Below are 14,816 nucleotides of genomic sequence, written 5' to 3'. Positions count from 1 at the left end.
TTGTGCCCCCGGCCCGCAGCGGGTTTTTGTGCCCTCCCGGCCCGCAGCGGGGATGGCACCGGCCGTGCGGCCCTCTCTGCGGCTTCGGCCCGTTTCTTGCTGCATGCTTCCCCAAAATGGGCGACGGAGGTCATGAAACCGACGATACATGGATTGCTGGGGCGGATTCGCCCCGTGATGGTGGTGGCGAGCTGCATCGGGGTGGTGATGGCCTACCTTATCGGCACCTTCGTCACGGGCCCCTTCCACCAGGCATCGAGCAGCATGGGGGCCATGCTGGCCTGCACCTCGGCCGTGGTGGTGCTCCAGACGCCGGGACTCAGGGAGTCGCTGCGTGCGGGGCTGCTGCGCGTGGCCGGCACGGCGCTCGGGGCGCTGCTTGCCTATGCCTATCTGCGCCTCTTCGCCTTCTCGACGCTCGGCATGATGCTCGCCGTGGCGCTGCTCGTCGTGCTGAGCATGCTGCTCGGCATCCCCGACAACGGACGCATGGCGACCATCACGCTGCTGGCCATCCTGCTTGTCTCGCAGCGCAGCCACGCCCTGCCGCCCGGGGTGAACTGCCTGCTGCGCTTTGTCGAATCGGCGCTCGGGGTGGCCGTCGGGGTGGTGCTGGCCTGGCTGACGTCGCATCTGAGCCCCGCGGCGCACCCCGCCGCCAACAGCTGCCCGGCCCCGGCTCCAACTCCGGCAGCTCCGGCCCCGGCCCCAACTTTTGCTCCGGCTCCGGCATCAACGGCCGCACCTGCCCCGACCCCAACATCCGCCCCATCCACCCCTACTTCGACCGCTCCGTCCCCTGTTTCGGTCGCTTCGGCGCCTGCCCCAACGGTTGCGCCCGCTCCGTCTTCGATTCCAACATCGACCTCAGCGGCCGCACCTGCACCCGCTCCCGGCGCCATTTTCTCTGCGTCCGGGACTGCCGCCTCTGCGCCCACCTCCGGCTCCTCCGTCGACTCCGCCCCCTCTTCCGTCGCCTCCGTTCCCGGAGCCTCTGCACCCGCTCCCGGCGCCATTTTCTCTGCTCCCGGGACTGCCGCCTCTGCCCCTGTCCCCGGCTCTTCCGCCCCCTCTGCCGCCGCGCCCGCCGCGCCCGCCGCGCCCGCCGCGCCTGCCGCGGCCGGCGGGGAGCAAAAAAGAACCGGCTCCCCTTCGCGGGAAGCCGGTTCCTGAAGTGTGCAGGTCCTGTAAGCCGGGTTCTGTCCCCGGAGTTGCCTCCGGGTCTCTGTCATTTATCTAGGGCGGCAGTCTCCTGCCGTCTCAAGCAACCTACCCCCCGGCATCGGGCGAGCAACCCTTAATTGCCGGTATACATGGTCTTGCAACCCACGAGACGTACGGCCAGACGACATCACTGCCTCTGCGGTGGGCTCTTACCCCGCCTTTTCACCCTTACCACCGCTGCGGGCGAACCCGACAGCGGGGCGGTTCTTCTCTGTTACGCTCCTATACCCTCACGGATATCAAGTGATTGGCTTGCGTGGCGCTCTGCGTTGCCCGGACTTTCCTCCCCCGGCCGAGCCGGCGGCGACAGAGCGGACCTGCGCTGCAAAGGTAGGAATTAATGCGCGAAAAACCGCGCCTCCGACCGAAAATCGGGGTGCTTCCCCTGCGGCGGGGAGGAAGATGCCGCGTCGAGGGAGCGAAGATGCCGCGCGAAGGGGCGAGGGGAGCGGCAAGGGGAGAAGAGGCGGAGGCGTTGAGGGGTGACAGGGGGGCGACAGGCGTCGGGCGCCGGCAGCCCTGAGGGGGGGTGGAGGTCCTCCGGTGCGGGCGGTGCGATCGAGCGGATGCAATGCGGCGGGGCCGAACGGCCCGGCGTTGAAAGGGGTGGACGGATGTGGAAAAGAGAAGAGGGGTGTGGAGGGTGCGGCGGGTGGGGTGGAAGGGCGTGGCATCGCACTTGTAGGCCGCTGTCCGCGGGGCTGAATTACAACCGAATGCAGACCGAAAGTAACCCGGAAGTAACCCGGAAGTAACCCGGAAGTAACCCGGAAGACCGGAACGACGTATCGCTCCGGTCTTTCGGTGGTGAGGGATTTCCGGGTTACTGAATCGGATGGCAGAGCGCTTAGGGCCTTTTTCCGTGCCGCCGCAGCCTGCCGTTGGGCATCTTTGTGAGTGCCGCGGCGGTCTGCGGCCGGAGCCTGCCGTCGGGGTATCCTTGCGAGTGCCGCGGCGGTCTGCGGCCGGAGCCTCTGTTAAGCGCCCTCTTCTGCGGTCCGGAGGCTTTCCCGCGCAGCCCTTTTTGCGGTCCGGAGGCTTTCCCGCGCGGCTCTTTTCTGCGGTCCGGAGGCTTTCCCGCGCGGCTCTTTTCTGCAATCCGGGCGGCCCGTTACGAGCGCCCCCGCATCGCGGCCGCGCCGCGGCCGCCGGCTCCCGTCTGCGGCTCCCGTCTGCCGCCCCGGCCTTTCGCCCCGCCTACTGCTCCCGCTTCTCGCGGAAGATGTTCAGATGGGCCAGCAGCGGGTTACGCCGGTCGAGCAGCACGAACTCGACGAGCAGCAGCACCAGCGCCACGGCCAGCAGGTAGGGATACTGCTCGTTGAACTCCTCGAAGCGGACGGTCGAGAACTCCGTCTGCTCCATGTCGTTGATGCTCCGCACAATCTCGTCGAGCCCGATGGACTGCTTTGTCGAGCGGACGTAGGCGCCGCCCGTGATTTCGGCAATCTGCTGCAGCAGCTTCTCGTCGAGCTTCGAGACCACCATGTCGCCCTTCTCGTCCTTGATGAACTCGCCGTTGATTTGAATCGGGGCCCCCTCGGGGGTGCCGATGCCAATCGTATAGATGCGGATGCCCGCCTCGGCAGCCTGACGGGCCACCTCCAGCGCGTCGTCCTCGTGGTTCTCGCCGTCGGTAATGAGGATGATGACGCGGCTGTGGCTCTCGGCCGTCTCGCCCGAGAAGGAGAGCAGCGCCTGCTCGAGGGCCTTGCCCACGGCCGTACCCTGCACGTCGGCCAGCGAGGTGTCGATGCGCCGCGCAAAGGCCTTGGCCATGCGGTAGTCCGAGGTGATGGGGAGCTGCACCTTCGGCTCGCCGGCGAAGACGATGAGCCCCACGCGGTCCTGCTGCAGCCCGTCGAAGAGCTTGTTGATGGCATACTTGGTCCGCTCGAGGCGGTTGGGTTCGAAGTCCTCGGCCAGCATCGAGTTCGAGACGTCGACCACGAGCATCATCTCGACGCCCTGGCTCTTCTCCTCGCGGAGCTTCGAGCCCAGCTGCGGGCGTGCGGCGGCGAGGATGAGCAGCGCGAGCGCCGTGCAGAAGAGGATGAACTTCAGCTTCATGCGCCCGGTCGAGACGTCGGGCATCAGCTCGCGCAGCACGTCGAGGTGTCCGAAGCGTTCGAGCCGTTTGCGGCGGTTGCGGGCGGCCGCCCAGAAGAGCGCCGCGAGTAGCGGCAGCAGCCAGAGCAGCCAGAGGTATTGCGGATTGGCAAAGCGGAACATAGCGGAATGGTGGGGCCGACCGGGCCGGGTGTCACGTGCGGATGCCGCCGCGCCGCCGGTCGGTCGATTCGGGCGCCCGGCGGGGCGCTCCCGACGCGGGGGCATCCTCTCCCTGGGGTTGCCGCACGCCTCCGCCGGGAGTCCTCGGAGGCGGCGGGCCGGGGCGCCCTAAGGCAGGCGCCGCAGCACAAAGGCGCGGAGCAGGAACTCGGCCACGAGCAGCAGGATGGCCGCCACGACCCACGGCACGAAGAGTTCGTGGTAGGTGACGTGCTCCGAGACCTCGACGCGGCTCTTTTCGAGCTGGTTGATTTCGTCGTAGATGGCCTTGAGCTTCGTGTTGTCGGTGGCGCGGAAGTAGCGGCCGCCGGTGAGCGAGGCAATCTGCTCGAGCATCTTCTCGTCGATTTCGACCTTCTGCTGCACGAAGGTCATGTTGCCGAACATGTCGACGGCGGGGTAGGGGGCCATGCCGCGCGTTCCGACGCCGATGGTGTAGACGCGGATGCCCTGCGCCCGGGCGATTTCGGCCGCCGTCAGGGGGGCAATTTCGCCGCGGTTGTTCACACCGTCCGTCAGCAGGATGATGACCTTCGACTTGGCCTGGCTCTCGCGCAGGCGGTTGATGGCCGTGGCCAGACCGTTGCCGATGGCCGTGCCGTCCTCGATGATGCCGCTGCGGATGCGCGACAGCAGGGTCTGGAGGGTGCTCTGGTCGGTGGTCAGGGGGCTCTGCGTGAAGGCCTCGCCGGCGAAGGCCACCAGACCGATGCGGTCACCGTAGCGGTCGGCGATGAAGGAGCCGGCCACCTCCTTGGCGGCGGTGATGCGGTCGGGCTTGAAGTCGCGTGCGAGCATCGAGCCCGAGACGTCGATGGCGAGCATGATGTCAATTCCTTCAGTCGAGCTGTGGGCGCTGCGTTCGACATCCTGCGGCCGGGCGAGGGCCACGACGCAGAGTGCGAAGGCGGCGGCGCGCAGCACGAAGGGGAGGTGGCGCAGGTAGTAGCGCCACGTGCGGGGGGCGCGGAGCACCCCCTCGACCGTCGAAATCTGGATGGCGGCACCGCCCTGCAGCGTCCGCCAGACGTAGTAGGCCGCCATGGGGACGAGCAGCACGAGCAGCCACAGCAAATGGGGAGTTGCGAAGTGCATGTCTTTCTCTTTAAGTTCGTTTCCGGGGACGGGGGGCGGAGCTCGGCGCGGAGCTCCGCACGGGCGCCCTCCTTACCAGTTCTTGCCGCTGCGGACCACCATCGCCCGGCGCTTCTCCTTGAGCTTCTCCTGCGTGCGGTCCTCCTGCGCCTGGATGGCGTCGAGCATCTGCTCCTGCTCCTGCGGCGAGATGTCCTCGGGGCGGGGCTGGCCTTCGCCTTCGCCCTGCTCGCCATCCTTGCCGTCGGGCTGACCCTGACCCTGGTCCTTATTCTGGTCCTGATTGTCCTGACCCTGGTCCTTGTTCTGGTCCTTGTTCTGGTCCTGGCCCTGCTGGTTCTGGTTGTTCTGGCCCTGCTGGTTCTGCTGGTCCTTGTTCTGCTGGTTCTGGTCGCCGCCGCCACCGCCGCCGTTCTTCTGCTCGTCGTCGAGCAGATGCTTCGTGTAGGCGTAGTTGTACTTCGCCTCCCGGTCGTCGGGGTTGAGCAGCAGCGAGCGCTTGTAGCTCTCGAGCGCCTCCCGGTACTTCTTCTGGCGGAACTGCGTGTTGCCCAGATTGTAGTAGGCCTCGGCCCGCTCGGTGTCGCTGCGCAGCGTGTCGGCCGCCGCGCGGTTCTGCATCTGCTCGGCCTTGTCGTACATCTCGGCTTTGCTCAGGGCGTTGCCCAGGTTGTAGGTGGCCTCGAACGATGCGGGGTCGAGCATCAGGGCCCGGCCGTAGCGCTCGATGCTCTGCTGATACTCGCCCTTGTTGTAGAGGCGGTTGCCCTTGCGCACCTCGCGCCGCTCGGGCATCTGCTGCCCCAGGGCGCTGACCGCGGCAAGGAGCGCCGCCAGTAATATCACGTATCGCTGCATGCTAATCCTCCTTTTTGAGCTCTGAGTCGGGCTTCTCTCCCTCGGCGGGTTCGACCACGGGTTTGGTCTCCTCGACGAAGTAGTAGCTCTTCAGATAGTCGTTTTCGTTCTGCTCGGAGTCGGGCTCCGCCTTGGCGAACTTCACCAGGTCGGCGTCGCGCAGCAGGGAGCTGAGGTCCCTGCGGGCCTTGTCGGGGAGCTCCACGCCGCGCATCGCCTCGATGATTTCGTCCGAGGTCATCTCCAGCGCGCCGATGTTCCAGCGGCGGACGATGTAGTGGCGCAGGATGTCGCTCAGCCCCGAGTAGTAGGCCTTGTAGCGGTTGTTCTGCCACAGCTTCTGGTTGTGGAGCGTCTCGAGCGCCTTGATGGCCTCGACGTGGGGCGGCAGCGGAGGCGCCGGGCGGAAGAGCGACCCCAGCCCCCGGCCCCGCTGGCGCAGGTAGCGCACCACGCCGTAGAGACCCACGAGCAGCACGGCCAGCAGGGCGAGGCCCCAGAGCACGTAGCTGCGGATTTCGGCGAAGCGGAAGGGCAGGTTCTTCTGCCCCTTGAGGTCGTAGATGGACTGCGAGGTGGAGTCAATCTGGAAGGTCCCGACGCGCAGCAGCAGCGAGTCGGCCGTATGGAGCGTGTCGATGATGTTCTTGTCGGCATAGAGCACCTGCCCCGTGCCGAGGTTGAAGCGGCCCTCCTCGAAGGCGGCCATGCGGTAGCGCTTGCGGAGCTTCATGCGCCGCCCCTCGCGTTCGAGCGTGTCGACGGGCAGCGAGGCGACCAGTTCGAGCCCCCCGCCCGGACTGCGGAACTCGGGGAACTCGACCACCTGCACCAGGTCCTTCTCCACCTCGATGACGTAGTCGAAGCGGTCGCCTATGAAGACGCTGTCGGGCTCCAGACGGGCCGTGACGGCGGGGCGCTGCTGGGCCGTGGCCCCCGAGAGCGAGCCGGCGAGCAGCAGGAGCGTGACGATTCGTTTCATCGTTGCTTGAAGAGTTTAATGAGTTCGACCACGTAGTCGCCGTCGGTGGCCACGGTGGCCGTGTCGATGCGGTTGTGGCGGAGCATCGTCTCGATTTGCTCGCTGCGGCGGCGCCACGACTCGGCGTAGTGGTCGCGCACGGCGCGCGACGAGGTGTCGGTCCATACCTTGCGGCCGCTCTCGGCGTCGCGCAGCTCGATGATGCCCACGTCGGGGAGCTCCGCCTCGCGGGGGTCGTAGACGCGGATGCCCACCAGGTCGTGCTTCCCGCCGGCAATCTTGAGCGCGTCGTCGAGCGCCTCGCCGTCGGACGAGGTGTCGAGGAAGTCCGAGAGGATGAAGGTCGTGCAGTGCTTCTTGCTGACGTTGGTCAGGAAGCGCAGCGGCTCGGAGAGCTTCGTGCCCGTGTGCTGGGGACGGAAGCCCACCAGCTCGCGGATAATCATGAGGATGTGGCTGCGCCCCTTCTTCGGGGGGATGAACTTCTCGATGCGGTCCGAGAAGAAGATGCAGCCCACCTTGTCGTTGTTCTGGGCGGCCGAGAAGGCCAGCACGGCGGCAATCTCCGTGATGACGTTCTTCTTGAGCCGGTCGGTCGAGCCGAACATCCGCGAGGCCGAGACGTCGACGATGAGCATCATCGTCAGTTCGCGCTCCTCCTCGTAGACCTTGATGTAGGGCTTCGACGAGCGTGCCGTGACGTTCCAGTCGATGTCGCGCACGTCGTCGCCGGCGCGGTACTCCCTCACCTCGGAAAACGACATGCCGCGTCCGCGGAAGGCCGTGTGGTACTTTCCGGCGAAAATCTCGTTGGAAAGGCCGCGGGTCTTGATTTCGATTTTGCGGACGCGCCTGAGGATATCGTTCTCGCTCTGCTCCATCTTCGGGTCGGCTTAGGGTACGATGACGTTGTTCAGGATGTCGGTGATGAGCTCCTCCGAGGTGATGTTCTCGGCCTCGGCCTCGTAGGTGAGTCCGATGCGGTGGCGCAGCACGTCGTGGCAGACGGCGCGCACGTCCTCGGGAATCACATATCCGCGGCGGCGGATGAAGGCGTAGGCGCGTGCGGCCTTGGCCAGCGAGATGGAGGCACGGGGCGAACCGCCGTAGGCAATCAGGTTCTGGAGCTTCGGGAGGTTGTACTCGGCCGGCTCGCGCGTGGCGAAGATGATGTCGACGATGTACTTCTCGATTTTCTCGTCCATGTAGACATCCTCGACCACCTTGCGGGCCTTGACGATGTCCTCGGGCGAGATGACCTTGTTGACCGTGGGCATGCCGGCGCCCGAGAGGTTCATGCGGACGATGTCGCGCTCCTCCTGCTTCTTGGGGTAGGAGATGCGGACCTTGAGCATGAAACGGTCGACCTGGGCCTCGGGCAGCGGATAGGTGCCCTCCTGCTCCAGGGGGTTCTGCGTGGCGAGCACCAGGAAGGGCTGCGGCAGGGGATAGGTCTCCTCGCCGATGGTCACCTGACGCTCCTGCATCGCCTCGAGCAGCGCCGACTGCACCTTGGCCGGCGAACGGTTAATCTCGTCGGCCAGCACGAAGTTGGCGAAGACGGGGCCCTTCTTGACGATGAACTCCTCGCTCTTCTGCGAATAGATGAGCGTACCGATGAGGTCGGCAGGCAGCAGGTCGGGGGTGAACTGGATGCGGGAGAACTGGGCGTCGACGGCCTTGGCCAGCGTGGTGATGGCCAGCGTCTTGGCCAGTCCCGGCACACCTTCGAGCAGGATGTGGCCGTTGGAGAGCAGGCCGATGAGCAGCGTGTCGACCAGATGGCTCTGGCCCACGATGACCTTGCCCATTTCGTTGCGGAGCGTATCGACGAAGACCGATTCGCGTTCGATGCGCTCGTTGAGTTCCTTGATGTTGATGACTTCGCTCATTGGGTATTATATATGTGAAGTAAATTTCCCGGGTTTTGTTCAGTTAGGTAACGACCTCCCTGCAAAATTATTGCAAATTTACGAAAAAAAGCGCAAAGCGCACCGGCGGCCGAAGGCCGCGATGCCCCGCGCGGGGAAAAATCTTGGGGTAAACTGCCCGCCGGATGGCGATTTGTTCGTACCTTTGCCTTCCGAACGAAACGAAACGATGGAATCCCAGCAGTCACCCATACTCAAGGGGCTCAACCCCGCCCAATATGCCGCCGTGGTCAACTACGACACCCCCTCGCTCATCATCGCCGGAGCGGGCTCGGGCAAGACGCGCGTGCTCACCTCGCGCATCGCCTACATGATAGAACAGGGGGTCAAACCGTGGAACATCCTGGCGCTCACCTTCACCAACAAGGCCGCCGAGCAGATGCGCGACCGCATCGCGCAGATGGTGCCGGGCGAGCGCTCGCGCTACATCCGCATGGGGACCTTCCACTCGGTCTTCTCGCGCATCCTGCGTGAAAACGCCGAGCGCATCGGCTTCACCGAGTCGTTCACCATCTACGACTCGTCGGACAGCCGCAACCTGCTCAAGAGCCTCGTCCGCGAGCTGAACCTCGCCGACGACCGCTACAAGCCCGCCACGGTGGCCTCGCGCATCTCGCTGGCCAAGAACAAGCTCATCACCCCGGGGGCCTACCTGGCCAACGCCGCCTACGCCGCCGAGGACCGCCAGGCGCAGATGCCCGAATTCGGCAACCTCTACAACCTCTACTGCCAGCGCTGCAAGCACAACGGCGCGATGGACTTCGACGACCTGCTGCTGCAGACCAACATCCTGCTGCGCGACTGCCCCGACGTGCTGGCGCGCTACCAGGAGCTCTTCCAGTACATTCTGGTCGACGAGTACCAGGACACCAACTACGCGCAGTATGTCATCATCCGCCGCCTCTCGCAGCGCCACTCGAAGGTCTGCGTCGTGGGCGACGACGCGCAGTCCATCTACTCGTTCCGCGGCGCGAAAATCGAGAACATCCTCTCGTTCCGCAACGACTACCCCGATGCGCAGGTCTTCAAGCTCGAGCAGAACTACCGCTCGACGCGCACCATCGTCGACGCCGCCAACTCGGTCATCGTCCACAACGCGCGCCGCATGGAGAAGCACTGCTTCTCGGCGGGCGACGAAGGGGAGAAAATCCGCATCCTGAAGGCCTACACCGACCGCGAGGAGGCCGAGCTGGTGGTGAGCGAGCTGCGCGACCGCATCCGCCGCACGGGGGACGAGTGGTCCGATGCGGTGATTCTCTACCGCACCAACAGCCAGTCGGCCGTGCTGGAGGACAACCTCCGGCGGCGGGGCATCCCCTACCGCATCTACAAGGGCTCGTCGTTCTACGACCACAAGGAGGTGAAGGACCTGATGGCCTACATCCGTCTGGTCATCAACCCCCACGACGACGAGGCCTTCCGCCGCATCGTCAACTACCCGGCGCGCGGCATCGGCGACGCGACCGTGCAGCGCATCGCCGAACTGGCCTCGGCGCGGGGCCTCTCGATGTGGGAGGCGGTCGACGCGCTGGTGGCCGAGCCGGCCGCCGACGCCGTGACGCGGAGCGTCGTGCGCAAGGTGCGCGACTTCGTCGAGCTCATCCGTTCGCTCTCGCTTGCGCGGTCGGACCGAGGGCTCTACGACTTCGGCATGGAGGTGGCCACGCGCTCGGGCATCATCGCCCTCTACCGGGCCGACAACTCGCCCGAGGCGGCCTCGGCGCTGGGCAACATCGAGGAGCTGCTCAACTCGATGCAGGAGTTCAAGGAGCGGTGCGACGCCGAAATCCGCAACGGCGAGCGGCAGCCCGATGCGGAGGCCACCGTCGAGGAGTGGCTCCAGAACATGATGCTCATGTCGGACATGGACCGCGACGACCCCGAGAACAGCAACAAGGTGACCCTCATGACGGTCCACTCGGCCAAGGGGCTCGAATACAAGTATGTCTACATCGTGGGCATGGAGGAGAACCTCTTCCCCTCGCAGCGTGCGGCCGAGTCGGCCGAGGGGCTCGAGGAGGAGCGGCGGCTCTTCTACGTGGCCCTCACGCGGGCCAAGGTGGCCGCCACCATCTCCTACGCCGAGATGCGCTTCCGCTGGGGCAGCATGGAGTTCTCGCGTCCGAGCTGCTTCCTGCGCGAAATCGACCCCCGCTACGTCGAGAGCGACGTCGACCTGGGGCGCTCGCGCGAGCGGCGTCCGGAGGGCGAGGGGGCCCCGACGGCCATCGACGAGCTGCGTCGCCGCTTCGACTACCGCTTCCAGCAGCGCTCGGGCGGAGGCTCGGCGGCGGGCTCCCGCGGCGGCTATGGTCCAGGCTCCGGTTCGGCGGGCGGTTCGGCCTCCCGCGGCGGCTACGGCTCGGGCTCCGGAGGCGGTTACTCCGCTTCGCGCGGAGGCTATGGCGGCGGACACGGCCCGGGTGCGGGCAGCGCCTCGGGCGGCTCCTTCGCGGGCGGCCCCGCACGCCAGTTCCAGCGCGCCCAGCCGGCCCGTCCCTCGGGCAGCCCCGACCCCGAACTGGTGCGTCCCCTCCAGCCGCGCCCCTCGACCGAGGGGATGCGCCGCCTGGGGGTGCGTCCTGCCGGCGGAGGCCAGAGCCCGGCAGCGGGCGCCGGACAGAGCCCCGCAGCGGCCGCCCCGGCAGCCGGAGGTGCCGCTTCGGCATGCGGCTATGCGGTAGGGGAGCGGGTCGAGCATGCCAAGTTCGGCCGCGGCGTGGTCCGCGAGGTCGACACCTCGGGGGCCGACCCGCGGCTGGTGGTCGACTTCGAAACCGAAGGGCGGCGCACGCTGCTGCTCCGCTTCGCCAAGCTCAAGCGGCTCTGAGACAGATGCTTCTAGGCTGAGGCCTCCGGCCGGCGGCTCTGCCCCCGCGCCGGTGAAGGTGCCAACCCGACCCGCCGGCTCCGCACTGCGCCACGGTCCCGCGCTCCGGTTCTGCCCCGCGCTGCGGTCCCGCCGCCGTCCGGCCCCGACCCGTGACCCGGCCCCGGTTCCGGCCCCTGAAAAATGTGTGCAACCTGTTCCGAAAGATGAATACTCCGCTTGTTTCGGTCTGCATGACCACCTACAACCACGCCCCCTACATCGCCCGGGCCATCGAGAGCGTCCTGGCGCAGCGCACCTCGTTTGCCGTCGAGCTGCTCCTGGGCGAGGACTGCAGCAGCGACTCCACGCCCGACATCTGCCGCTCCTACGCCGCGCGCTACCCCGACCGCATCCGTCTGGTAACGTCGGAGCACAACGTCGGCATGCGGGCCAACTACCGCCGCACCATCGAGGCGTGCCGCGGCCGCTACGTCGCCATCTGCGACGGCGACGACTGGTGGTGCGACCCCGAGAAGCTCGAACGGCAGGTGGCGATGCTCGAGGCCGACCCCTCGCTGGGCCTCTGCTACACGCGCTCGCTGCGCCTCTTCGAGGGGACAGGCCGCGAGCTCCACTACCCCGAGGTGATGCTCACCGACTTCGACCGCCTGCTTTTCAACAACACGGTCGAGAACTGCACGGCCGTCGCCCGGCGCGACCTCATCCTGCGCTACTACGCCGAGGTGCGCCCCGAGGAGCACCCCGAATGGCTCACCGACGACGCCCCGATGTGGCTCTGGTTCGCCGCCGAGTCGCGCATCGCGTGGCTCGATGCCGAGACGGCCGTCCACCTCATGCTGCCCCAAAGCGTCAGCCAGAGCGGCCTCTACCGCAAGCGCATCGCCTTCTGCGACTCGCTCATGGATACGAGCCTCTGGTTCGATGCCCGCTACGGCGCGGGGCGCCACCGCTACCGGCTGCTCTGCCGGCGCAGCGACGTGGCGCTCTGGGTGCTCTCCTACCACGGCCCCGTGGGCGAGTACCTGGCCCGCTGGTGGCGCGACGTGCGCCGCACGCCGCGGCTGGCCCTCCACCCCGCGGGCTACGGGCTGCTGCTCAAAAAAATACTCTTCCGGCGCAAGGGAGCGGATTCGCGGGGATGACCCCCGACCTCCCTGCGCGCTTCGACCTTGATGTCCTAAAAAAACGACCATGACCCTCCGCCAACGTTACGACGGCGTAATCGCCTGGTTCTCGGAACACATGCCCGTGGCCGAGAGCGAACTCCACTATGAAAACCCCTTCCAACTGCTCGTTGCGGTGATTCTCTCGGCGCAGTGCACCGACAAGCGGGTCAACATGACCACGCCGGCCCTCTTCGCCGCCTTCCCCACCCCCGAGGCGATGGCCGCCGCCACCCCCGAGGAGATTTTCCCCTACATCCGGAGCATCTCCTACCCCAACAACAAGGCGAAGAACCTCGCCGGCATGGCCCGCATGCTCTGTGCGGAGTTCGGCGGCGAGGTGCCCACCGACCTCGAGGCGATGCAGCGGCTTCCGGGCGTGGGGCGCAAGACGGCCAACGTGCTGGGTGCGGTGCTGTGGCAGCGCGAGGTGATGCCGGTCGACACGCATGTCTTCCGCGTCTCGGAGCGCATCGGGCTGACGACCGGCTCGAAGACGCCGCTGCAGACCGAGCGGACGCTCGAGCGGAACATCCCCTCGCACCTGCTGCCCATCGCCCACCACTGGCTGATTCTCCACGGACGCTACGTCTGCATGGCCCGCTCGCCCCGCTGCGGCGAGTGCGGCATCGCCCCCTGGTGCCGCAAGTACGCCGCCGACCGCCGCGCCGAGGCCCGCGAAGCGGCCTCCGCACCGGCCGGAACAGCCGACGGGAGCGACACGAAGAGCGCCGCCAAGGCCGGAACAAAGGCCTCCCGGGCCGGCAAGACAACCACCGCAGGAACCTCTGCCTCCCGGGCCGGCAAGACAACCACCGCAGGAACCTCTGCCTCCCGGGCCGGCAAGACCTCTTCCGCCGGAGCCCGCAAAGCATCCTCCGGAGCCGGCAAGACAGCCACCGCCGGGACCCGCAAAAAAGCCACCTTAGCGCCAGCCGCTTCCGCTCCCGTTGAGGGGCCCGAACGGTCGTAGCGGGTCAGGGCGCCGGTTCTCGCTTTGCCCCGCATCTATCTCACTGGTCGGAACTGCCGCCGTGTCAGCCGCTTCCGCTTCCGTCAAGGAGCCCGAACGGTCGTAGCGGGTCGAGGCGCCGGTTCGTCTCACCCTTCCTCCGCGTCTTGTTGTTATGCTCCGCCCGGTCCGTAATCCGCCGGGCCTCTCCTTTGTTGCGTCTTGTCCGCCACTTCCTCTGCCGCTCCCTTTGCCACGTCCTCTCCGCTGCGTCCTTTCCGCCGCGACCCGTCTCCCGTTCGTCCTCCTTCCGCCTGCCCTCCGGAGCGCTCTGCCTTCTTGCTGCGCCCCCTCGTCCGCCCGTCACGTCTTTCCGCCACTCCCTCTCCCGTCCGCCCGCCGGAGCTTCCGCCCGGTCGGGCGTATTTTGTTCCGGAATGCCGCAAAGGTTGGCTCAAGGGGCGTCGTTCTTTGTCTTCTAAAAAAATAGTAGTATCTTGCAATCGTACCGTCGGGATGCGCGGCGCCGACCCTCCGTCCCATCGGCCCGGCCCCTCTTTTTTGAAAAATGGTACTTTCCGAATAGATACAAAACCGACCATGAAAAACTGTCTCTCCCTTCTTGCGGCGGCTGCCCTCCTGCTTGGCCTGTGCTCATGCGGCGGCAACCGCTTCCGGCTCGAGGTCGAAACGGCCCCCGAGACCGGGTGCGACAACTGCGCGGTCTACCTCTTTGCACGCATGGGCAACCAGCTCACGCTGGTCGACTCCGCGCGGCTGGTCCGTCATGCGGCGCAGCTCTCGGGTTCGCTTCCCGACCCTGAGAATCTGGTCGAACTGCTCATCCCGGGGCAGGGGAGCTACATCCTGCTTGCTGCCCGCGGGGAGCGGGTCTCGCTGCGCATCGACACTGCCGCTCGCTCCTTCTTCCCCGCCTGCCGCGGCTCGTTCGCCACGGAGCGCATGACCGAAATCAGCCGTCGCTATCGGGAAATCGGATACGGGGTGCTGGAGCAGCTGCGCAGCGAGGCGGCCGCTCCGGGACTCGATGCCCGGCGCCGACAGGAGCTCGAGGCCCGGCTTGCGGCTCGCGAGGCGGAGCTCGACTCCCTGGCCCGCTCGGCGATTTTCAACGACCGGAGCGCGCTGCTGGCCGTCGTTGCGACGATGTGGTATGCCGACACCTCCCCGAACATGACCGAGGACAGCCTCCGCGCCCTGGTCCGGCAGCTTCGTGCACGCTTCCCCGGGAGCCCCTGCCTCAACTCGCTCGATGAGCAGGCGGCGCCCGAGCCGCCGACCCGCGAGAGCATGCGGATGGAGAACCTCCGTGCGCGGCTTTCGGGCCTCCCGGAGCCCTATCCCGAGGGGGCGGAGCCTGGGGAGGAGACGGCACCCGGGAGCGCACCGGAGCCGGAGTCCGGAACGGAGACCTGCTCCCTGCCGCCCTACGCCGTCGGAGAGCGGGTCGAGGCCTTCTCGCTTC

General features: G+C 66.9%; 10 protein-coding genes, 1 other RNA gene and 1 pseudogene. 5 read left to right on the top strand and 7 right to left on the bottom strand.

Annotated features, from left to right (window positions below; all coding sequences use genetic code 11):
- Positions 1-132 precede the first annotated feature (132 nt).
- Entirely contained in the window at positions 133-1,173 is a 1,041-nt protein-coding gene (locus tag B5F90_RS05965) for an FUSC family protein (protein WP_087361893.1), read from the top strand.
- Here B5F90_RS05965 and rnpB read toward each other — a convergent pair.
- From rnpB to B5F90_RS05930, 7 genes are all read right to left on the bottom strand, one after another.
- An RNA gene (rnpB, locus tag B5F90_RS05960) (RNase P RNA component class A) lies at positions 1,173-1,547 on the bottom strand. The genes B5F90_RS05965 and rnpB overlap by 1 nt on opposite strands.
- Positions 1,548-2,421: 874 nt before the next feature.
- Complete coding sequence (locus B5F90_RS05955; RefSeq protein ID WP_087361892.1) at positions 2,422-3,456, bottom strand: VWA domain-containing protein; 1,035 nt, start codon at positions 3,454-3,456, stop codon at positions 2,422-2,424.
- A gap of 168 nt (positions 3,457-3,624) precedes the next feature.
- Positions 3,625-4,611 (bottom strand): VWA domain-containing protein, encoded by a 987-nt coding sequence (locus tag B5F90_RS05950; protein WP_087361891.1) that lies wholly within the window; start codon positions 4,609-4,611, stop codon positions 3,625-3,627.
- A 72-nt stretch (positions 4,612-4,683) separates the two neighbouring features.
- Positions 4,684-5,469: a tetratricopeptide repeat protein gene (locus tag B5F90_RS05945; RefSeq protein WP_087361890.1), complete on the bottom strand. Its 786-nt coding sequence runs from the start codon at positions 5,467-5,469 to the stop codon at positions 4,684-4,686.
- A gap of 1 nt (position 5,470) precedes the next feature.
- On the bottom strand, positions 5,471-6,451 hold the full coding sequence (locus B5F90_RS05940) for a hypothetical protein (protein ID WP_087361889.1): 981 nt from the start codon (positions 6,449-6,451) through the stop codon (positions 5,471-5,473).
- Complete coding sequence (locus B5F90_RS05935) at positions 6,448-7,332, bottom strand: DUF58 domain-containing protein (protein ID WP_087361888.1); 885 nt, start codon at positions 7,330-7,332, stop codon at positions 6,448-6,450. Before B5F90_RS05935 ends, B5F90_RS05940 begins: the two co-directional genes overlap by 4 nt.
- A 12-nt stretch (positions 7,333-7,344) precedes the next feature.
- Entirely contained in the window at positions 7,345-8,343 is a 999-nt protein-coding gene (locus tag B5F90_RS05930; protein ID WP_087361887.1) for a MoxR family ATPase, read from the bottom strand.
- 208 nt (positions 8,344-8,551) lie between these two features.
- Between B5F90_RS05930 and B5F90_RS05925 the strand changes: the two genes are divergently transcribed.
- The 4 genes and pseudogenes from B5F90_RS05925 to B5F90_RS05910 form a co-directional block, all read left to right on the top strand.
- On the top strand, positions 8,552-11,212 hold the full coding sequence (locus B5F90_RS05925; protein ID WP_087361886.1) for a UvrD-helicase domain-containing protein: 2,661 nt from the start codon (positions 8,552-8,554) through the stop codon (positions 11,210-11,212).
- 206 nt (positions 11,213-11,418) lie between these two features.
- Positions 11,419-12,357, top strand: coding sequence for a glycosyltransferase (locus B5F90_RS05920; protein WP_087361885.1), 939 nt, complete (start codon positions 11,419-11,421; stop codon positions 12,355-12,357).
- A 49-nt stretch (positions 12,358-12,406) separates the two neighbouring features.
- Positions 12,407-13,039, top strand: a pseudogene (nth, locus tag B5F90_RS05915) (endonuclease III); the annotation flags it as partial.
- A gap of 891 nt (positions 13,040-13,930) precedes the next feature.
- Positions 13,931-14,816 (top strand): hypothetical protein (locus B5F90_RS05910; protein ID WP_143256111.1); only part of this gene is annotated, 886 nt, incomplete at its 3' end.

The sequence above is a fragment of the Alistipes sp. An31A genome (assembly GCF_002159425.1).
GTDB classification, from domain to species: Bacteria; Bacteroidota; Bacteroidia; order Bacteroidales; family Rikenellaceae; genus Alistipes; species Alistipes excrementigallinarum.
This window is presented reverse-complemented; position numbering and strand designations above follow the sequence as displayed.

Bases quoted from the DNA above. Each gene is read 5' to 3' on its own strand.
- B5F90_RS05965 (WP_087361893.1), top strand. From the start codon at position 133: ATGAAACCGACGATACATGGATTGCTGGGGCGGATTCGCCCCGTGATG.
- B5F90_RS05955 (WP_087361892.1), bottom strand. From the start codon at position 3,456: ATGTTCCGCTTTGCCAATCCGCAATACCTCTGGCTGCTCTGGCTGCTG.
- B5F90_RS05950 (WP_087361891.1), bottom strand. From the start codon at position 4,611: ATGCACTTCGCAACTCCCCATTTGCTGTGGCTGCTCGTGCTGCTCGTC.
- B5F90_RS05945 (WP_087361890.1), bottom strand. From the start codon at position 5,469: ATGCAGCGATACGTGATATTACTGGCGGCGCTCCTTGCCGCGGTCAGC.
- B5F90_RS05940 (WP_087361889.1), bottom strand. From the start codon at position 6,451: ATGAAACGAATCGTCACGCTCCTGCTGCTCGCCGGCTCGCTCTCGGGG.
- B5F90_RS05935 (WP_087361888.1), bottom strand. From the start codon at position 7,332: ATGGAGCAGAGCGAGAACGATATCCTCAGGCGCGTCCGCAAAATCGAA.
- B5F90_RS05930 (WP_087361887.1), bottom strand. From the start codon at position 8,343: ATGAGCGAAGTCATCAACATCAAGGAACTCAACGAGCGCATCGAACGC.
- B5F90_RS05925 (WP_087361886.1), top strand. From the start codon at position 8,552: ATGGAATCCCAGCAGTCACCCATACTCAAGGGGCTCAACCCCGCCCAA.
- B5F90_RS05920 (WP_087361885.1), top strand. From the start codon at position 11,419: ATGAATACTCCGCTTGTTTCGGTCTGCATGACCACCTACAACCACGCC.